Origin of the sequence: Bradyrhizobium sp. 164, assembly GCF_023073715.1 — a bacterium.
GTDB lineage: Bacteria > Pseudomonadota > Alphaproteobacteria > Rhizobiales > Xanthobacteraceae > Bradyrhizobium.
This window is the reverse complement of the sequence record NZ_JADPKA010000073.1, coordinates 53,991-72,794: the sequence shown is the minus strand read 5'-3', so window position 1 is coordinate 72,794 and position 18,804 is coordinate 53,991. Positions and strand designations below refer to the sequence as shown.

Here is an 18,804-nt window from a genome sequence, read left to right as displayed (position 1 = left end):
AGGATATTGAGAACGACATCGGCGGAATGGACGCTGTGACTGAGCGCTTCGGCACAGGCCGCTTCCACCGCGGACAGACCGTCAGTCAGCACCGCGTTGCCGCAAGACCATGACCGTGGCCGAGCAGGCGATGTTCACCGGCATTAGCGGCAATCTCGGCGCTCTCTATGTCGATGCCGTCCGCGCCAAGAAAGCTGGCGCGTCGAATATGATCGCCTTCGAACTCGCGGTCGGAGGTCTCGCTACGACGTGCCTCAGCCAGCTCGGTGGTCCCACGCGGCGGATCGGCAGCATCGCGCTGAATTTTGCCGCGCCCGTGATCGTCGGCGACTCCGTCGAGGCCAGGGCCGAGATCGTTTCGGTTGACGGCGACGACGCGGTCTGTCGCGTCACCTGCACGCTGTCGCCCTCAGGTGCCACCGTGGTGGACGGCACCGCGACGCTGGTTCCCTTTGCCAGGGCCTAAGCCATGTACGAGCCGAAATCCTTCGACGATCTCAAGGTGAATGACAGGGTCAGCCTGAGCAAGACCATCACCGAGGCCGATGGCGCGCTCTATATCGCCGCGACCGGCGATTTCGGTCCCGTTCATGTCGATGAGGTCTATGCCGGCGCGACGCGCTTTGGCCGCAGGCTGGCGCCGGGGATCATGGTTGCGGGACTCTGCACTAGCATCCTCACCAGCGAGCTGGTCGGCACTATCGGCGTGTCGGTGGAGGACCGGTTCTGGTTCACCGGTCCCGTGTTCTACGGCGATACGCTCACCTTCGACGTCTGGATCGCCGAGCAGCACGACGAGACCCGCACCATCATCTGGGAAGCGAGCGCGCGCAACGAAGGTGGCCTCGAAGTGCTGAAGGCGCGCGCGAGCCTGAAATTTCCGCGGCGGAAACCGTCATGAGCAAGGCGATGAAGAAACCGGATTTGCGTGGCGTCACGGTCGCGACCGTGCTGCCCTTCAGGGACGACAGCTCGATCGACTGGGACGGCTATGCCCGCGTGCTGGACTATTGCGCCTGCCCTGACAGCATCGCGGCGGTGTTCGTCAATGGACATGCCGGCGAGGGTGGATCGCTCTCGGATGACGAGCGTCAGGCGGTGATCGAGCGGACGCGCCGGCAGATCGGCGGCAAGCCGCTATTGGCCGGCATCATCGCGCATTCCACCGCGGAAGTGATCCATCAGGCACAGCTCGCGGAGGCTGCCGGTGCCGACTGCGCGGTGTTGTTCCCGCCCGCACCGCTCGGCGGCGGAGCGTCGGCGACCTCGCGCGCGCCAATGGCTTTCGTGCAGGCGGTCGCCTCCGCGATCGGAATTCCCGTGTCGATCTTCCAGTATCCGCTCGCATCGGGATTTGGCTACTCGCCGGAGACCTTGGCCAAGATCGCCGCGCTCGACAGGGTCATCGCCATTAAGGAGGGCAGCGACACCATGCTGGCCTATGACGAGAACCGGCGGGCGGTGAAGCTGGCCGATCCATCCGTGGCGATCCTGCCGTCGAACTTCAACTGGTTCCTGCCGCAGCTCGCCGTCGGCGGCGACGGCATTCTCTCCGGCCTCGTCAGCCTCGCGCCGCATCTGTTCGCAGCGCTCTGGCAGGCCTCGCTCGCCGACGACCTCAAGGCGATGCGCGCCGTCAACGAGCGGCTCTATCCGATCGTCCGCGCCATTTACGGGCCTGCGCCGATCATGGACATGCACACGCGCATGAAGGTCGGGCTCAAGGCGCTCGGCCTGATCCGCAATGCCGATCCGCGGCCGCCGCTGCTGCCGGTTCTACCTGCGCTGTGCGATGCCATTGTAACGACGGTCGGTGTGGCGCGCGCAGCCGGCGACATCCGTCCGGCATGAGGAACGAGACGATGCTGGACGAAGCCTTCATCCATATCGTGCGGGTCGACATCGACCCCGAGCACGAGGCTGCGTTCAACGCCTGGTACGAGCAGAGGCATTTCCCCGATCTGCTCGCCTGTCCCGGCTGGCTCTCGGCAAAGCGCTTCGTCTCCATCGGCGACGGGCCGAAATACGCCGCGATGTACGAAGTCGCGGGGCGATGGGCATTCGAGACGCCGGAATTCCTGAGGGTAAAGGGCTTCGGTCCGTTCGAATCCCTGGTGAAGAACTTCATGCGCATCCAGCTCAGGCCGATGTCGGGACCGGCTTGAGCAGATCGAAGACGACGCTGCCTGCCGTGTCGCGAGATCCGGCCGGCCGCATCCAAGAAACGTCGAGGGGAATTCCGGGCGAGGAACTGCATCAGTTATTGGCGTGTTACTGGAGGTATCCATGGTCTCGACACTGCTTCGCTTGGGTGCTGTTGCCGCACTCGTTCTCGCATCCACGGCGGTGCATGCCGCCTGTACGCCCACAATCACCGACGACAATCTGATCGCGCCCGGCAAGTTGCAGCTCTCCATCAACCCGACCAATCCGCCGCAGCAATTCGTCGACAAGGACGGCCAGCTGCAGGGCCTCAACGTCGAGCTCGCCGCCGAGCTCGGCAAGCGGTTGTGTCTTCCGGTCGAACTCGTCCGGATGGATTTTCCGGCAATGATTCCCGCCCTCAACGCGACCCGCATCGACGGCATCGATACCGGGATGTTCTGGACCGAGGAGCGTTCCAAGCTGATGTACATGGTGCCTTACGCGATCCAGGCGATCTCTGTCGTGGTGGCCCCCGACAGCGGCACAAAAATTGCTACCGAAAATGATCTGATCGGAAAATCATCCGCCGTCGAGGTCAGCAGTTACCAGATGAACTGGCTCAAGAAGCTCAGCGATGCCAGCGTGGCGAAAGGCGGAGCCGCCGTCGAGATGCGGACGTTTCCCACTGCCACCAACGTCGTCAGCGCGCTGCTGGCGGGACAGGTCGACACGCCTTGCTCGTGGATAGCGTGGCGCGCGATCTCACCAGCCGGGGCCGCGTCAAGGAAGTGCTGAGCGGGCTCGGCACCGCGCGCACGACGCTCGGCTTCCGTAACAAGATGGTGGTCGATGCCGTCGTCAAGGCGCTGAACGCTATGCGGGCCGATGGCAGCTACCAGGCGCTGTTCGACAAGTTCGGCCTGACCAGCATGCCGGCCGACCAGCCGCTTGCGATCGCCGGCCCGGGTCCGGCCTGAGATCTACGGAGACGAGCCGATGAGCCATTTCAGTCCGACGGCCGCCGTCAGCTACTTCTTCAATTACTTCCTGATGAAGGGAGTGCTCGTTACCATCGGCTTGACGGTGGCGGCGGTCGTCGGCGGCTTGATCCTCGGCATGGGCGTCGCGTTGCTGCGCATGTCGTCCAATCCGGCGCTCGCGGGCGCTGCGCGCTTCTACATCTGGTTCTTCCGCGGCACGCCGCTGCTGATCCAGCTGGTGGTGATCTACAGCGGCTTGCCGCAGCTGGGCATCAAGTTCAGCGTGATCACCTGCGCACTCGTCGGCCTGATCCTCAATGAGGCGGCCTATCTCGCCGAGATCGTGCGCAGCGGCTTCATGGCGGTGTCGGCAGGACAGCGCGAGGCCGCCTGGGCGCTCAGCCTGTCGCCCTGGGTCACGTTCCGCCGCGTGACCTTGCCGCAGGCGTTCCGGTTGATGATCCCGCCGCTCGGCAACTCCATCAACTCGCTACTGAAGGCGACCTCGCTCGCCTCCGTGATCTCGGTGGAAGAGCTCATGCGCCGCAGCGACATGCTGATGCAGGAGCATTTCCAAATCCTCGAAGTCTATGCGGCGGCAACCGCCTATTACCTGATCCTCACCTCGGTCTGGGATGCGATTCAACGCCGGCTGGAGAAGCACTTTGGTCGGTCGAGTGCTGCGAAGTCGAGGCGCCTCGACGCGAGGGGGCCGGTTGTGCAGGCGAGCGTGGAGGCTCGCGCATGAGCGAGACATCGATGAATACCGCTATGGGGAGCGGCGTCGAAGGTGCAACAGCGCAACCGCAGCTCCGTGAGGTGCCTGCGGTCCGGATGGAGGCCGTCTACAAGCACTATGGCGACTTCACCGCGTTGAATGAGGTCGATCTCAAGGTCGCCAAAGGCGAGAAGATCGTGATCTGCGGTCCGTCCGGCTCGGGCAAGTCGACGCTCATCCGCTGCATCAATCACATCGAGAAGCACGACGAGGGCCTGATCTACGTCAACGGCGTCGAGCTCGATCGCCAGCGCAAAAACATCGATGTGGTCAGGCGCGACACCGGCATGGTGTTCCAGAGCTTCAACCTGTTCCCGCACATGACGGTGCTGGAGAATTGCATCCTGGCGCCGATGACCGTGAATGGCATGTCGGAAGCGGAGGCAAAGAACCTTGCCATGCATTTCCTCACCAAGGTCCGGATTCCGGACCAGGCCGAGAAATTCCCCGGCCAGCTGTCGGGCGGCCAGCAGCAGCGTGTCGCCATCGCACGCGCGCTGTGCATGCGTCCCAAGATCATGCTGTTCGACGAGCCGACCTCGGCGCTCGACCCTGAGATGGTCAAGGAAGTCCTGGAGACCATGAAAAAGCTCGCGGAGGAGGGCATGACCATGCTGTGCGTGACGCACGAGATGGGCTTTGCCCGCGAGGTCGCCGACCGCATCGTGTTCATGAACGAGGGCAAGGTCGTGGAGCAGGCTGCGCCGGTGGACTTCTTCAACCATCCGAAATCCGAGCGGGCGAAGACGTTCCTCGACCAGATCATTCACTAGACGGCGATGTCCGGCGGGATGACAATTTCGCGGTCGTTCGCAGATCGGCTGCGCGGCATTCATGCTGCGACGATCGTGCCGATGACGCCCGATTTCGAGATCGATGAGGCAAAGCTCGCCGCGCATCTCGCCTCGGTCGCGTCCACGCCCGGCATCAATGGACTCCTGGTCAACGGCCACGCCGGCGAGAATTTCGTGCTGTCCCTCGCTGAAAAGCAGCGCGTGGTGGAGCTGGCGAGCGAGCACGCTCCGAAGGACTGCCTGATCGTCTCTGGCGTCAATCATGAATCCAGCCCGGAGGCTGCGCGAGAGGCAGCCACGCTGGAGCAGGCGGGTGCGGACGGTCTGCTGGTTTTTCCGCCCAATAGCTGGGCGCTCGGTCACGCCGACGGCTGTGTTATCGAACATCACCGCCATATCCGCGATGCCACGACCGTGCCGCTGATGCTCTACGCCGCGCCGGTCGGTGCGGGTGCGATGACCTATGCATCGCCGCTGCTCGAGCAGCTCGTCGCCGATCCTCGCTTCGTCGCGATCAAGGAGGGCAGCTGGGAGGTCGCTGCCTACGAACAGAATCTGAGGCTGATCCGCAAGCTGCGGTCGGACTTCGTCGTGCTCGGCTCGGGAGATGAGCACCTGCTGACGAGTTATCTCGTCGGCTCGGCCGGCAGCCAAGTCAGTCTCGCCTGTGTCGTTCCGGAACTAGTGGTCAGCCTCTGGATCGCGGCGGAGGCTGGCGATTGGCCGCGGGCTCGCGCAGTGCACGAGAAGCTGTATCCCCTGGCAGGTGCGATCTACCGCGATCCGCCCGGAGGACGGGCAACGGTGCGGCTCAAAGCCTGCCTGAAGCTGCTCGGACGTCTGTCATGCGACGCGGTGCGGCCGCCGCAGCCGCCGGCGACGCCGGATGAGTTGCGGGCACTCGACCTTGCCTTGCGGATCGCCGGACACGGATGATGGCGGTACGTCAGAACGATTTCGCGCGTAGTCGGGCGGCCTGACCAGGTGCGACGTCGGCTTGTGCAGTCAGCAGTAAGATGCCCTCATCATTCAAGCTGCCGGCTTGCTCGGCGGACTTCATCGAGGAACACTCTTGCAAGACGCGAGATCGGCTCCGCTTCCGACCACAGCATGTATGCCAGCGCAGGTGTCTTGGGAAGGAAGGGGCGTATGACCAGCTCTTGATTTCCAGCCTGGTGCGGCGAGAATGGATCCACCACCGCCGCGCCGATGCCTGCCGCGGCGAGCACGCAGGCGGTGTTGCAGTATCGCACCTCGACGGTCGGCTGGAATGAAGCGCCGGCCGAAGCAAAACTCGCGCGCACGGCCTCACCCAACTGTGTTCCACGCTCGAGCCCGATGAAGGGTAGATCGACGAGATCGGACGCGGTGATCACCGCGCGGTCCGCCAGCGGATGCTGCGGCGGCATGACGCAGACCATCTCGCCGGCGCGGACCACTTCATGCGCGATGCCTGGATGATGCGAGAAGCCGAGCACGAAGCCGAGCTCGGCGACCCGGCTCAGCAGTCCGTCGATGATGCCCTCATAGCGGCGTACGTCGAAGAACATCCGCGTCTGCGGTCGCCGACGCAGGAAGACCGACAATGCGGGCGGGATGATGCTGTAGGCCAGCGGCGGCGTTGCGACGATCGACAGATGCCCAGTGCGACATTCCCTGAGGTCACGGACGCGGTTTTCCAGCTTGGCATGCAGCGCAAAAATCGTCTCGCTTTCCTTGTAGAGCGCCATCGCCTCCGCGGTCGGAAACAGGCGGTTGTTGACGCGCTCGAACAAGGCGAAGCCCGCCTGCGTCTCCATTGCCTTCAGCGCGTTGCTGATCGCTGGCTGTGAGAGCGACAGCTCCTCGGCTGCTGCGACCGTTGTCCGGTGTCGAACGACCGCACGCATAATTTCGAGTTGACGCAGGTTCATCTATTCGTGCCCGTTATAGTCTGGCCGAAAATATCATAGCACGAGTGATTGCCAATGCTGTCCAGCTTTCTTGTAATGCACTGCGGAAAGTGTGCTGCCGAACGTAAAATCGGTTCGCCTAACGAGGCAGCAGTCCGCTAGATTTGGAGGCAATGTTTGACCCGCGTCCTTCGTGCTGCCGCCGCCCAGATGGGGCCGACGCAAAGAGCAGACACCCGCGCGCATACGCTCGATCGCATGTTGAAACTGTTGGATGCGGCGGCTGAACAAGGCGCGCGCCTCGTGGTGTTTCCCGAACTGGCCTTCACGACGTTCTTTCCGCGCTGGCTGCTCGAAGGCGATGGGCTCGATCAGTATTTCGAGCGCGGCATGCCGAACCCGGCTGTCCAAGCGCTGTTCGACCGCGCCCGCGCGCTCGGCGTCGGCTTCTATGTCGGCTATGCCGAGCTGACAGCAGATGGCCGGCGCTACAATTGCGCGATCCTGGTCGACGACGTCGGCGAGATCATCGGCCGCTATCGCAAGGTGCATCTGCCGGGCTCGGTCGAGCCGCGGGCGGGCGCGCGCTATCAGCAACTCGAGAAACGCTATTTCGAGTATGGCGATCTCGGCTTTCCGGCCTTCCGCACGGGTTCGGCGTGGGGACACGCGATCATGGGCATGATGATCTGCAATGATCGCCGCTGGCCGGAATCCTGGCGGATGCTCGGCCTGCAGGGCGTTGAGCTCGTGTGCATCGGCTACAACTCCGCGGCCTACGATCCGAACGGCGGGACCAGCGAGGATGCCGCGCTGCGCACCTTCCATTCGACGCTCGTCGCACAGGCCAACGCCTACATGAACGCGACCTGGGCGATTGCGGTGGCGAAGGCGGGCGACGAGGATGGCTCCGGCCTGATCGGCGGCTCCTGCATCGTCGATCCGAATGGCAGGATCGTTGCACAGGCGAAGACCCTCGCCGACGAAGTCATCGTCGCCGACATCGATCTCGATCTCTGCCGTCAGGGCAAGGACAAGATGTTCAATTTTGCGGCCCACCGGCGGCCCGAGCAATACCGGGCGATCACCGAACGCGCCGGCGTCATCGAGCCGGCGCTTCTCGACATGGACTGATACGCGGCCGGTTGCAGCGTTGGCAAAGGAGCTGACATGATACGCCTCTCGCTTTTCCTCGGGCTCGCCGCATTCGCTGCTGCGGCCGTCGCCTCGGCAGCCGAACTGCCAGCAGAGATCAAGCAGGCCGGTACGCTGAAACTGACTGTTAATTCGACCTACGCGCCGATGGAGTATCGCGATCCCGCAACCAACGAGCTGGTCGGGCTCGATATCGATCTCGCCAACGAGCTTGCCAGGCGGCTTGGCGTGAAGATCGTCTGGAGCGAGACGCCGTTCGCCGAGCTCATTCCGTCGCTGCAGACCAAGCGCGCCGATTTCATCATCAGCGGCATTTCCGACCGCGCCTCACGGCGCGAGACCGCCGACTTCATCGACTATCTGACCACCGGACCGCAGTTCTTCGTGCTGGCCGACCATGAGGCGACCGCCGCCACCGACCTCTGCGGCAAGAAGGTCGGCACCACCCGCAGCACCAGCTTCCCGATCGAGATCGAGAAATGGAGCAAGCAGAATTGCGAGACCGCCGGCAAGCCGGCCATTCAGTATGTTCCGGGCGAGAACTCGATCGACGTGCGCAACCAGCTCAAGCAGGGCCGCATCGACGCTGCAGTTCAGGGCGGCGAGACGCTGCCCTTTGCGCAGGCGCAGGAGGCTGGCAAATACCGTGTCGTCGGCGAGCCCTTTGCAATCGGCTATCAGGGCATCATGTTCCGCAAGGACGATGTCGCACTGCGCGAAGTGGTGACGGAGCATCTGGCGGCGATGATCGCCGACGGCTCCTACAAGAAGATCCTCGAGAAATTCGGTTTGGGCGCGAACGCGGTTTCCAAGCCCTTGATGAATGCGGCGCCGCAATGAGGGCGGCGCCGACGCTGGCGGAAGGCTTTCCTGATCTCTCGCAGATGCAGATCGCGCGGGAGATCCACTGGCGGCGGTGGCTGGCTGCGGCCGCGATCGTCGTTGTGCTTGCGGCGATCGCTCGCGCCTTTGCCAATGGCCAGATCGAATGGTCCTATGTCAGCCGCTTCCTGACCGCGAAGGTGATCCTCCAGGGCATCGTCAACACCATGGTGATGGCGGTACTCGCGATGGCACTCGGCATCGTCCTCGGCGCGGTCGCGGCGATCATGCGGCTGTCACCCAATCCGGTGCTGAAGTCGGTTGCTGCAGGTTACACTTGGCTGTTCCGCGGCACGCCGCTGATCCTGCAACTCCTCCTGTGGTTCAACCTCGCGCTGGTGTTTCCGACCATCGGTATTCCCGGCCTGTGGACGGCGCGGGCCGTTGACGTCATGACGCCGTTCCTCGCAGCGCTGCTCGGGCTCGGCATCAACCAGGGTGCCTATACGTCGGAAGTGATGCGCGCCGGCATGCTGTCGGTCGACGCCGGGCAGTATGAGGCGGCGCAGGCGATCGGCCTGGGGCGGCTGCGGGCGCTGCGGCGGATTATCCTGCCTCAGGCGATGCGGGTGGTGATTCCACCGCTCGGCAACGAGTTCATCGGCATGGTGAAGGCGACCTCGCTCGCCAGCGTGATCCAGTATCCCGAGGTGCTGCACAACGCCGAGAATATCTACTATGCGAATTCGCGCGTCATCGAGCTTCTGATCGTCGCCGGCTGCTGGTATCTGCTGGTGGTATCGATCCTGACGCCTCTGCAGATGCTGCTCGAGCGCCATTTTGCGCGTGGAACGGCACGGATCAACCGATGACGAAACCGCTCGTCGCGATCCGCTCCGTCAGCAAGGCCTTTGGAGAGTTCCAGGCTCTCAGGAATGTCTCGCTCGACGTGTGGCCCGGCGAGGTTCTGTGTCTGATCGGTGCGTCAGGTTCTGGCAAGACAACGCTGCTTCGCTGCATCAACCAGCTTACCGTGATCGACAGCGGTGGTATCTGGCTGGATGGCGAGATGCTGGGCGTCCGCGAGGAGGGCGGCAAGCTGCGCCGCCTCACCGACCGGCAGATCGCGCGGCAGCGGCTGAAAACCGGCATGGTGTTCCAGCGCTTCAACCTGTTTCCGCACAAGACTGCGCTGGAGAACATCACGGAAGGACCGGTGCAGGTGCAGGGCCGCAACCCGGGCGAGGTGCGCGCCGAGGCAATCGAGCTCCTGCGGCGCGTCGGGCTTGCGACGAAAGCGGACTCCTATCCGTCGCAGCTTTCGGGCGGCCAGCAGCAGCGCGTGGCGATCGCCCGGGCGCTGGCGATGAAGCCGATGCTAATGCTGTTCGACGAGCCGACCAGCGCGCTCGATCCCGAGCTTGTGGGCGAGGTGCTGGCTGTCATGAAGGAGCTCGCGCAGAGCGGCATGACCATGATGGTGGTGACGCACGAGCTTGGCTTTGCCCGCGAGGTCGCTGATCGCGTCGTCTACATGGATCATGGCGCGATTGTGGAATCCGGGCGCGCCGCCGACGTTCTCGGGGCGCCGCGCGAGGCACGTACGCGGGCATTTCTGGCGGCAGTGATTTGATGGGGGCACTTTTGATGATCAGGCTGGTTGTTGCGGGCTTAGTTGGATTGATCATGGCCGGACCGGTCTTTGCGATCGAGCTGCCTGCGGAGATCACGAAACGGGGCACTATCAAGGTCGCAATCGTGCCGAACTATCCGCCGATGGAGTTCCGCGATCCCGTCACCAACGCGCTGGCCGGGTTCGACATCGACCTGGGCGAGGCGCTTGGCCGCAAGCTCGGCATCAAGCTGGAGTGGGAGGAGACCAGTTTTGCGCAGTTCATGCCGTCGATCTCGTCGGGGCGGGTGGACGCGATCCTGTCCGGCTTCACCGATTATGCCACGCGTCATGAGGCGGCAAGCTTCGTCGATTATCTGCGCAGCGGCCCGCAGTTCTTTGTGCAGCAATCCCGTGCAGCCGAGTTCAAGGACATGGCGGCGCTGTGTGGCAAGAAGGTCGGCGCCAGCCGCCGCACCATGTTCCCGGACCAGATCGCGGCGTGGAGCACGGCGCATTGCGGCGGCAATGCGATCGTGGTCGTCGGCACCGAAGGCTCCGCTGACGCGCGCACGCAGTTGAAGCAGGGTCGGATCGACGCGGCCGTCCAGGGCAGCGAGACGCTGCTCTACATCATGGACCAGGAGCCCGGCGCCTATGCGCCCGTCGGGCAGGCGATCGCGGCGCAGTTCACCGGGATCGCCTTGCCGGTCAAGGAGAAGGCGTTGCAGCAGGCCTTTGTGGAAGCGCTGGACGCGCTGATCGCCGACGGCACCTACCGCAGCCTGCTTGTGAAGTGGAAACTGAACGACAACGGCGTAGAGAAGGCGACCATCAATGCTGGACAGTAAGGCACTCCAGAGCATCCCGCTCGTCCCGGCGAACACCGCGGACCCGGCACCGAATTATCCCTGGCCGAAGCCTTGGGGGTCGGCGATGTTCCTGTCGTTCGATGTCGACGCTGAGAGCGCCTGGACCAGCAAGGACGCCGTGCACGCCCAGCGCCTGATCACCATGAGCTATGGCGGCTATGAGGCGCGGGTCGGCACACCGAAGTTGCTGGAGCTGCTCGATCAACTCGACCTGAAGGCGACGTTCTTCGTCACCGGCTGGTCGGTCGATGCGCATCCGGCAATGGCCGAATCCATCCTCAAGGCCGGTCATGAGATCGGCCACCACGGCTATCACCATCTGCTGCCCGACCCCGGAGATCCCTGGATCGAGGACGAGCTGGAGCGGGGCTTTGAAGCGCTGAAGCGGCGGCTCGGCGTCAAGCCGATCGGCTACCGCGCGCCCTATGGTGAGTTCACCGAGGAGCTGCGCACGGCGCTGGTACGCCATGGCATCGTCTATACGTCCTCGTTCCGCGATGACGTCCGGCCCTATCGCCACCGCCTCGCCGACGGCAACCCGGGCACGATCGAGCTTCCGGTCACGGCGAGCTATGATGACTGGATGCACGGCCTCTCGGCACGCTTCAGCCCGCGCTCGATCTTTCCGAAGGAGCATGTGCTCTCGATCTGGAAGGACGAACTCGACGAGGTCCGCGATTGGGGCGCGATGGTGACGACCGTGCTGCATCCGCAGTGCAGCGGCCGTCCGATGCGGCTGCGCCTGCTGCGCGAGTTTCTCACCTACGCCAAATCCTGCGCGGACGTGTGGATCACGACCGGGGAGGCGATCGCAGGCAACTTCCAGAAGCATGAAGCCGCGGGTCAGTCGCGCTGATGAGCATGGGCGCGTCTTCGATGCAGTTCTCCCGCCGCTCGCTGCTTCGCGCGGCCGCGATGGCGCCTGCCTTTTCCTTGCCGGGCATCGTGCGCGCGCAATCGCAAACCACGCTGCGCTTCATCCCGGTGATCGATCTGGCTTTCCCACCGCGCAGGTGTCGCGCAACCACGGCTTCATGGTCTACGACACGCTCTATGGCATGAATGCGGCGCTGGAAGTCTCGCCGCAGATGGTGTCGGGCCATGTCGTCTCCAGTGACGCCAAGCAGTGGGACCTGACGCTGCGCGACGGGCTTTTCTGGCATGACGGCGAGCGGGTGCTGGCGCGTGACTGCGTCGCCAGCATTCGCCGCTGGGCCTCGCGCGACGGGTTCGGCGGCGAAGTGATGGCGGCGACAGAGGAACTGTCCGCGCCCGATGACCGCACCATCCGTTTTCGTTTGCGTCGGCCGTTTCCGCTGCTGCCACAGGCACTCGGCAAGGCCGCGGTGCATGCCGCGTTCATGATGCCCGAGCGGTTTGCGAACCAGGATCCGCTCAAGCCGATCACCGAAGTGATCGGCAGCGGACCGTTTCGTTTCATCGCGGATGAGCGCGTGCCGGGCGTGCGCAATGCCTATGCAAGATTCGAGCGCTATCAACCGCGCCAGGACGGCAAGCCCGACTGGACCGCCGGTCCCAAGATCGTGCATTACGATCGCGTGGTGTGGACGACGACGCCGGATCCGGGGACTGCCGTCGCAGCACTGCAGACCGGCGAGCAGGATTGGCAGGAAACCACGCCGCACGATCTGCTGCCGGTGCTGAAGCAGTCCGACGAGGTCGAGACGCGTGTGCTCGATCCCCGCGGCTATGCCTGCATGCTTCGCGTCAATCATCTGCAGCCGCCGTTCGACAATCCGGCGATCCGCCGTGCGCTGCTGGGCGCGATCGACCAGGCCGACTTCATGACCGCCGTCGCAGGCGTCGATCCGGCCTACCAGCTTTCGCCGATTGGCTATTTCGCCCCGGGAACGCCGATGGCCAATGACGTCGGCCTCGACGTCTTCCGCGGTCCGCGCGACATGGCTAAGGTGAAGGCCGAACTGGCTGCCGCCGGCTACAATGGCGAAAAGGTTGTGCTGCTGTCGCCGAGCAATTCGGCCGCGCAAAAGCCGCTTGGCCAGGTCGCCGCCGACATGCTGCGGAGAGCCGGGATGAACGTCGAACACCACGCGCTCGACTTTGCCGTCGTGCTGCAGCGCCAGTTGAAAAAGGACCCGATCGACAAGGGCGGCTGGAGTGCTGCGGTCGGCAACTGGCAGGGGATAGACTGGCTCAATCCGGCCGGCAACACCAATCTGCGCGGCGAAGGCAAGGTCGCCGGATGGTATAGCAGCGAGGAGATGGGCGGCCTGCGCAGCCAGTGGTTGGCCGCGTCCTCGCTGGAGGAGCAGCAGCGGATCTGCCACGATATCCAGGCGCTGGCGTTCGAGGAGATCCCGTATTTTCCGATCGGCCTGTACAAGCAACCGACCGCCTACCGCAAGAGCATCACCGGCATCCTCGACGGCACTGCGGTCTTCTGGAACGTGCGTCCATCATGAGCAGCATCGCGATCTTCGGCAGCTACGTTCTCTCTCGCCGCGACGGCGCGCAGGATGTGCTGCGCGATCACTGGGTGCTGATCGAAGGCAAGACGATCGCCGCGATCAGCAAGGACCGGCCATCCGCCGCCGAGGTCCGTGACCGTCCTGGACGTTTCATCCTGCCGGGCTTGATGAACCTGCATAATCATTGCTTCAGCGAGGCGGTAGCGCGCAGCCACACCGAGGACGGCAACGGCCGGCGCAACAATCAGAGCATCGTCTATACGGTGCTGCTGCCGCTGACCAAGCGCGGAGCCGACCTGCTCTCGCCTGAAGAGCGCCTTGCGGTGGCCCGGCTCGGCATCCTGCAACTGCTGAAGGGCGGCGCGACCACGGTGATGGAGCCGTTCCGCAACACGATTCCCGAGATGTTCGACGCCGCCGAGGAGATGGGCATCCGCTTCTACGGCGCGCCCTATCTGTTCTCGACGTCAGACGCCAAGGCTGGCCCGGACGGTGTTGTCAGGTACGCCGGCGACGATGGTGCGGCCGATCTCGCCACTTGGAACGCGCTCTATCAGCGTTGGAACGGTTGTGGCGGGGGCCGGATTGGCCTCGCGATGAGTCCGCATGCGACCGATACCTGCGGCCCGGATCTGCTCAAGGTGTGCGCGGAGCGCGCCCGCGAGCTCGGTGTGCCCATCACGACCCATCTGGCGCAAAGCCGGGCCGAGGTCGAAACCATCGGCAAGCGCTACGACGGCCGCACGCCGGCCGAATATCTCGACTGGCTCGGCCTGCTGGCGCCCGATCTGCTCGCAGCGCACTGCATCGCAAGCTCCGACAGGGATCTGAAGCTGATGGCGGCGCGCGGCGCGGCGGTGCTGAACTGCCCGCGGGTGTTCGCCCGATCCGGCGTGACCGCCGCATTCGGCCGGTTTGCCGAGCATGGCGTGCGGACGGTAGTCGGCACCGACGGCTACAACATGGACCTGCTCGGCGAGCTGAATGCGGCGTCGATGATCTCGAAGCTCGCGCTGCAGCGCGCCGAGGTCGCGAGCGCGCCCGACCTGATCGAATCGGTGACGGTGACCGCAGCTGCGCTGGTGAAGCGCCCTGATCTCGGCACGATCGCGCCCGGCGCGACGGCCGACCTGACCGTGATCGACATGACCCATCCGCATCTGCAGCCGCTGTTCGATCCGCGTCGTGCGCTGATCGCGCTCGGTAACCGCGCCAATATCGATCAGGTCATCGTCGATGGCCGTGTGCTGATTGACGCCGGCCGCTATGTTCACGGCGACGAGGCTGCAATCACCGCGGCAGGGGCTGTTGCAATTGGCAAGATCTGGGATTTGCCGGAAGCGCAGGCCGCGTTCGCCGGCTGAGTTTGCAAGGAGAACAACAACCATGCGCATGATCAACGTCGCCGCAGCTCAGATGGGTCCGATCCAGCGCGCTGACGGGCGCGATGTCGTCGTCAAGCGAATGATCGCGCTGATGGATGAGGCCAAGTCAAAGGGTGCTGATCTGATCGTCTATCCCGAACTCGCGCTGACCACGTTCTTCCCGCGCTGGTACCTGGAAAACCGCGCCGATGCCAATGGTTGGTTCGAGCAAGAGATGCCCAATGACGCTGTGCGGCCGCTGTTCGAGCGCGCGGCTCGCCACGAGATGGCGATGAGCTTTGGCTATGCCGAGCTGACGCCTGACGGACATCACTTCAACACTGCCATCCTGACCGACCGCAGCGGCAACATCGTCGGAAAATACCGCAAGATCCATTTGCCCGGGCATGCCGAGTTCGATCCGGAGCGCACGCATCAGCATCTTGAGAAGCGCTATTTCGAGCCGGGCGATCTCGGCTTCCCGGTCTGGCGCAATCTCGGCGGCATCATGGGCATGGCGGTCTGTAACGACCGCCGTTGGCCGGAAACCTATCGCGTGATGGGCTTGCAGGGCGTCGAGATGGTGCTGATCGGGTACAACACGCCGTCGGTCAACGCGCAGAAGGGCGACGAAGGGCCAGAGAAGCGGTTGTTCCATAACCGCCTGTCGGTGCAGGCCGGCGCCTATCAGAACTCCTGCTGGGTGATCGCGGTCGCCAAGGCCGGCAATGAGGACGGCCATCCCCTGATCGGCGGCAGCATCATCGTTAATCCCGACGGCGAGATTGTCGCCGAGGCCGGGACGGAGGACGACGAGCTTCTGATTCATCCCTGCGATCTCGATGCCACCGCATTCGGCAAGCAAACGATCTTCAATTTCGCCGCGCACCGCCGCACCGAGCATTACGGCCTGATCACTGGCCGCACCGGCGCGGTGCCGCCGCCATGAACTGCGGAGGACGCGCCCGATGATCGGCCTGTCGTTTCGCGACCTTGCGCCCCGCGACCGCTACAAGCTCTTGTGCGGTGTGGTGGTGCCGCGTCCGATCGCTTTTGTCACCACGGTAGACGACAACGGCGCGCTGAATGCGGCGCCGTTCAGCTTCTTCAACGTGTTCTCCGAGAACCCGCCGCTGATCGTGCTCGGCCTGCAGCATCATCCCGATGGCCGGTTCAAGGACACCACCCGCAACATCCACCGTACCGGCGAATTCGTCGTGCATATGGTGGACGAGACGCTGGCGAAAGCGATGAACGACTGCGCGGTGGATTTTCCCTCCGGCGAGAGCGAGGTCGCCGCCGTGGGCCTGGCGACGGAGGCGAGTGCCGAGGTCAAGGTCCCGCGGCTGGCTGCGGCGCCCTTCGCGCTGGAATGCCGGCGGCAGGTCTCGCTCGCGTTTGGCCCGGGGCGCGAGCTGCTGGTTGGCGAGGTCTTGCATCTGCATGCGCGCGAAGGGCTGCTCGATCCGGCGCGGATGTATGTCGACATGGCAACCTATCAGCCGATCGGCCGCCTGTTCGGCAATCTCTATTCGACCCAGCGCGACATGTTCGCGATGGACCGCGAGAGCTATGACGATTGGCAGGCGAGGCGGGCGCGTGAGGCACGCTAGCCCGTCAATCAGTGCCTCAGTGCGCGCCGAATTGCACGGCGCCGAGCGCCATGGTGACGGCGGCCTGGGTCGGATCGATCACGGGAATGCCGAGCGCCTCCTCAAGCGGCTTCCGGTGGCGCGCCATGCCGGCACAGCCCATCACGATGGCGCCGGCGCCGTCCTCCTCTTTCAGGGCGCGGCCGACCGCGATCATCTTGGCGAGCGTGCCTTCGCCCGATGCGGTTTCCGCCACGCTCATGTCGAGCGGGCGCTCGCCGGCCAGCCGCTCCAACAGGCCCATCTGACGCAGATAACGCATATGCCGGCGGATCGAGCGCTGCGCGATCGCGATCACGCCAAAGGTCTCGGCGCGGGTCAGCGCGGTCAGCACGCCGCATTCGGCAATGCCCAGCACCGGCCGCGTGGTGGCCTCGCGGCAGACATGCAGGCCGGGGTCGCTGTAGCAGGCGATCACGAAGGCCGCCGACTCCTTGTCGCCGGCGAGGGTCCGCCGCAGCGGCATCACCACGCTTTCGGCGTCGGCCTGGCTCTCGATGCCGTAGGGTCCTTCGACCAAGGTCTCGCACACGATCTCCGGACCGTCGGCAAAGGCCAGCGGCTTCAGCGCTTCGGCAAGGCCGGCCGTGACCACGCGGTTGGAATTCGGGTTGATGACCATGATGCGCGGTCGGGGCATGGGAGGTTCCTGCTTGGGCAGTGTTGACGGTGCGAAGCTTGACGATGCGAAACAAAGGCAATCACTATGCCATGGACAGCATGAAGCGGTCATGCGCAGGGCGCAAGGGCGCGCCGCAAAGCTGCGCAACGCCAATGGACTTCGAGAGTTACGCAAGGAGACACCGTTATGACCGAACCCGCCTATGACCTGATCATCCGCGGCGGGCGCGTCGCCACGACCACCGACGTGTTCGAGGCCGACGTGGCAATCACAGGTGAAGCCATTGCTGCGATCGGGCGCGGGCTCGGCCCGGCCAAGCGCGAGATCGACGCGCGCGGCAGGCTGGTGCTGCCGGGCGGTGTCGACAGCCATTGTCACATCGAGCAATTGTCTGCCGCCGGCATCATGAATGCCGACACCTTCGAGAGTGCCACGACGTCGGCGGCCTTCGGCGGCACCACCTCGGTCATTTCCTTTGCCGCGCAGCATGTCGGCATGCAGCTGCCGCAGGTGCTGGAGGATTATCATGCGCTGGCGCGCAAGGGCGCGGTAATCGACTACGCCTTCCATATGATTATCGCCGACCCGACGAAAGAGACGCTGGAGCGCGATCTGCCGACGCTGATTCGTCAGGGTCACGGCTCGATCAAGATTTTCATGACCTATGACCGGCTGAAGATCGACGACGAGCCGCTGCTCGACATTCTCGTTGCAGCGCGCGAGGGCGGCGCGATGCTGTGTGCGCACGCGGAAAATCACGGCATCATCTCCTGGATGGTGAAGCGGCTGCTCGCGCGCGGCTACACTCATCCGAAATATCACGCGATCAGCCATGCGCGCTTTTCGGAAGCAGAGGCGTTCAACCGCCTGATCGGCATGGCGGCCCTGGTCGACCAGCCGATCATGATCTTCCACGTCTCGACCGCCGAGGGCGCGCAGACGATCCGCGATGCCCGCGGACAGGGGTTGAAAGTGTTTGCCGAGACCTGCCCGCAATATCTGTTCCTCACCGCCGACGATCTCGACAAGCCGGGCGCGGAAGGCGCCAAATGGATGTGCAGCCCGCCACCGCGCCGCAAGGACGACCAGGAGGCGCTGTGGAAGGCGTTATCGCTCGGCGATCTGCAGACCATCTCCTCCGATCATGCGCCGTATCGGTTCGACGAGACCGGCAAGCTTCGCGCCGGGCCGAACCCGAACTTCAAGCAGGTGGCCAACGGCCTGCCGGGCCTCGAGATGCGGCTGCCGCTGCTGTTCGATGCGATGGTCTCCAAGGGACGGCTTGGCCTCGAGAAATTCGTCGAGCTGACTGCGACCGCGCCGGCCAAGATCTACAATCTGCATCCGCGCAAGGGCTCGATCGCCGTCGGCGCTGACGCCGATATCGCGATCTGGGATCCCGATCGCCGCGTGACCGTCACCGACACGATGATGCACGATCTGGCCGGCTACACCCCGTTCGCCGGCCGTTCGCTGCAGGGCTGGCCGGTGACGGTGCTCTCCCGCGGCCGCGTCATTGTCGAAAGCGGAAGGCTGAACGCCTCGCCGGGCTCCGGCCGCTTCCTGGCCCGCAGCGGCGGCGAGGCCGCGAAACCGACTGGTCGATTGGTCTCGGACATGAACCCGGAGCAGAATTTTGGCGCCAAGCTATTGTGAGCGGACCGCG

21 protein-coding genes and 1 pseudogene are annotated in these 18,804 nt (G+C 64.4%); 20 read left to right on the top strand and 2 right to left on the bottom strand.

All coding sequences use genetic code 11. The features are described 5' to 3' along the window. Positions 1 to 109: 109 nt before the first annotated feature. The 9 genes from IVB01_RS23610 (at position 110) to IVB01_RS23570 (ending at position 5,633) form a co-directional block, all read left to right on the top strand. Positions 110 to 466: a MaoC/PaaZ C-terminal domain-containing protein gene (locus tag IVB01_RS23610; RefSeq protein WP_247494924.1), complete on the top strand. Its 357-nt coding sequence runs from the start codon at positions 110 to 112 to the stop codon at positions 464 to 466. Positions 467 to 469: 3 nt separating this feature from the next. Next, positions 470 to 901, top strand: a complete 432-nt coding sequence (locus IVB01_RS23605; protein ID WP_011086090.1) for a MaoC/PaaZ C-terminal domain-containing protein — start codon at positions 470 to 472, stop codon at positions 899 to 901. Further along, a complete protein-coding gene (locus IVB01_RS23600; protein WP_247281358.1) occupies positions 898 to 1,851 on the top strand; it encodes a dihydrodipicolinate synthase family protein in 954 nt (317 codons plus the stop codon). Before IVB01_RS23605 ends, IVB01_RS23600 begins: the two co-directional genes overlap by 4 nt. A gap of 11 nt (positions 1,852 to 1,862) precedes the next feature. Further along, the gene (locus tag IVB01_RS23595; RefSeq protein ID WP_247281359.1) at positions 1,863 to 2,165 is read left to right on the top strand and encodes a DUF4286 family protein; all 303 of its coding nucleotides are present in this window, start codon (positions 1,863 to 1,865) and stop codon (positions 2,163 to 2,165) included. A gap of 121 nt (positions 2,166 to 2,286) precedes the next feature. Next, positions 2,287 to 2,940 carry a transporter substrate-binding domain-containing protein gene (locus tag IVB01_RS23590; RefSeq protein WP_247494923.1) on the top strand — a complete coding sequence of 218 codons (654 nt, stop codon included), beginning with the start codon at positions 2,287 to 2,289 and terminating at the stop codon, positions 2,938 to 2,940. Further along, complete coding sequence (locus IVB01_RS23585; protein WP_247494922.1) at positions 2,895 to 3,122, top strand: hypothetical protein; 228 nt, start codon at positions 2,895 to 2,897, stop codon at positions 3,120 to 3,122. The genes IVB01_RS23590 and IVB01_RS23585 overlap by 46 nt, the downstream gene beginning before the upstream one ends. A gap of 19 nt (positions 3,123 to 3,141) precedes the next feature. Further along, a complete protein-coding gene (locus tag IVB01_RS23580; RefSeq protein WP_247281361.1) occupies positions 3,142 to 3,873 on the top strand; it encodes an amino acid ABC transporter permease in 732 nt (243 codons plus the stop codon). Further along, positions 3,870 to 4,676, top strand: coding sequence for an amino acid ABC transporter ATP-binding protein (locus IVB01_RS23575; protein ID WP_275974750.1), 807 nt, complete (start codon positions 3,870 to 3,872; stop codon positions 4,674 to 4,676). The genes IVB01_RS23580 and IVB01_RS23575 overlap by 4 nt, the downstream gene beginning before the upstream one ends. An 18-nt stretch (positions 4,677 to 4,694) precedes the next feature. Further along, on the top strand, positions 4,695 to 5,633 hold the full coding sequence (locus IVB01_RS23570) for a dihydrodipicolinate synthase family protein (RefSeq protein WP_247281362.1): 939 nt from the start codon (positions 4,695 to 4,697) through the stop codon (positions 5,631 to 5,633). Positions 5,634 to 5,722: 89 nt separating this feature from the next. Here IVB01_RS23570 and IVB01_RS23565 read toward each other — a convergent pair whose 3' ends face one another. Further along, positions 5,723 to 6,610 carry a LysR family transcriptional regulator gene (locus IVB01_RS23565; protein ID WP_247281363.1) on the bottom strand — a complete coding sequence of 296 codons (888 nt, stop codon included), beginning with the start codon at positions 6,608 to 6,610 and terminating at the stop codon, positions 5,723 to 5,725. Between the two features lie 156 nt (positions 6,611 to 6,766). Here IVB01_RS23565 and IVB01_RS23560 point away from each other — a divergent pair, with 156 nt between their 5' ends. The 10 genes and pseudogenes from IVB01_RS23560 (at position 6,767) to IVB01_RS23515 (ending at position 16,477) form a co-directional block, all read left to right on the top strand. Then, positions 6,767 to 7,723 carry an N-carbamoyl-D-amino-acid hydrolase gene (locus IVB01_RS23560; protein ID WP_256464561.1) on the top strand — a complete coding sequence of 319 codons (957 nt, stop codon included), beginning with the start codon at positions 6,767 to 6,769 and terminating at the stop codon, positions 7,721 to 7,723. Positions 7,724 to 7,759: 36 nt separating this feature from the next. Next, complete coding sequence (locus tag IVB01_RS23555; RefSeq protein ID WP_247281364.1) at positions 7,760 to 8,584, top strand: ABC transporter substrate-binding protein; 825 nt, start codon at positions 7,760 to 7,762, stop codon at positions 8,582 to 8,584. Further along, a complete protein-coding gene (locus IVB01_RS23550) occupies positions 8,581 to 9,438 on the top strand; it encodes an amino acid ABC transporter permease (protein WP_247281365.1) in 858 nt (285 codons plus the stop codon). Before IVB01_RS23555 ends, IVB01_RS23550 begins: the two co-directional genes overlap by 4 nt. Beyond that, entirely contained in the window at positions 9,435 to 10,199 is a 765-nt protein-coding gene (locus tag IVB01_RS23545; protein ID WP_247281366.1) for an amino acid ABC transporter ATP-binding protein, read from the top strand. The genes IVB01_RS23550 and IVB01_RS23545 overlap by 4 nt, the downstream gene beginning before the upstream one ends. A 14-nt stretch (positions 10,200 to 10,213) precedes the next feature. Further along, complete coding sequence (locus IVB01_RS23540) at positions 10,214 to 11,029, top strand: ABC transporter substrate-binding protein (RefSeq protein WP_247281367.1); 816 nt, start codon at positions 10,214 to 10,216, stop codon at positions 11,027 to 11,029. Then, complete coding sequence (locus tag IVB01_RS23535; protein ID WP_247281368.1) at positions 11,016 to 11,906, top strand: polysaccharide deacetylase; 891 nt, start codon at positions 11,016 to 11,018, stop codon at positions 11,904 to 11,906. Before IVB01_RS23540 ends, IVB01_RS23535 begins: the two co-directional genes overlap by 14 nt. Before the next feature lie 20 nt (positions 11,907 to 11,926). Then, a pseudogene (locus IVB01_RS23530) lies at positions 11,927 to 13,494 on the top strand (ABC transporter substrate-binding protein). Beyond that, the gene (locus tag IVB01_RS23525; RefSeq protein WP_247281370.1) at positions 13,491 to 14,864 is read left to right on the top strand and encodes an amidohydrolase family protein; all 1,374 of its coding nucleotides are present in this window, start codon (positions 13,491 to 13,493) and stop codon (positions 14,862 to 14,864) included. The pseudogene IVB01_RS23530 and the gene IVB01_RS23525 overlap by 4 nt, the downstream one beginning before the upstream one ends. 22 nt (positions 14,865 to 14,886) lie before the next feature. After that, the gene (locus tag IVB01_RS23520; RefSeq protein WP_247281371.1) at positions 14,887 to 15,813 is read left to right on the top strand and encodes an N-carbamoyl-D-amino-acid hydrolase; all 927 of its coding nucleotides are present in this window, start codon (positions 14,887 to 14,889) and stop codon (positions 15,811 to 15,813) included. A gap of 19 nt (positions 15,814 to 15,832) precedes the next feature. Beyond that, entirely contained in the window at positions 15,833 to 16,477 is a 645-nt protein-coding gene (locus IVB01_RS23515; protein WP_247281372.1) for a flavin reductase family protein, read from the top strand. A gap of 16 nt (positions 16,478 to 16,493) precedes the next feature. Here IVB01_RS23515 and IVB01_RS23510 read toward each other — a convergent pair whose 3' ends face one another. Continuing rightward, positions 16,494 to 17,156, bottom strand: a complete 663-nt coding sequence (locus IVB01_RS23510) for an aspartate/glutamate racemase family protein (protein WP_247281373.1) — start codon at positions 17,154 to 17,156, stop codon at positions 16,494 to 16,496. A gap of 168 nt (positions 17,157 to 17,324) precedes the next feature. Here IVB01_RS23510 and hydA point away from each other — a divergent pair, with 168 nt between their 5' ends. Further along, entirely contained in the window at positions 17,325 to 18,794 is a 1,470-nt protein-coding gene (gene hydA / locus IVB01_RS23505) for a dihydropyrimidinase (RefSeq protein WP_247415289.1), read from the top strand. Positions 18,795 to 18,804 lie beyond the last annotated feature (10 nt).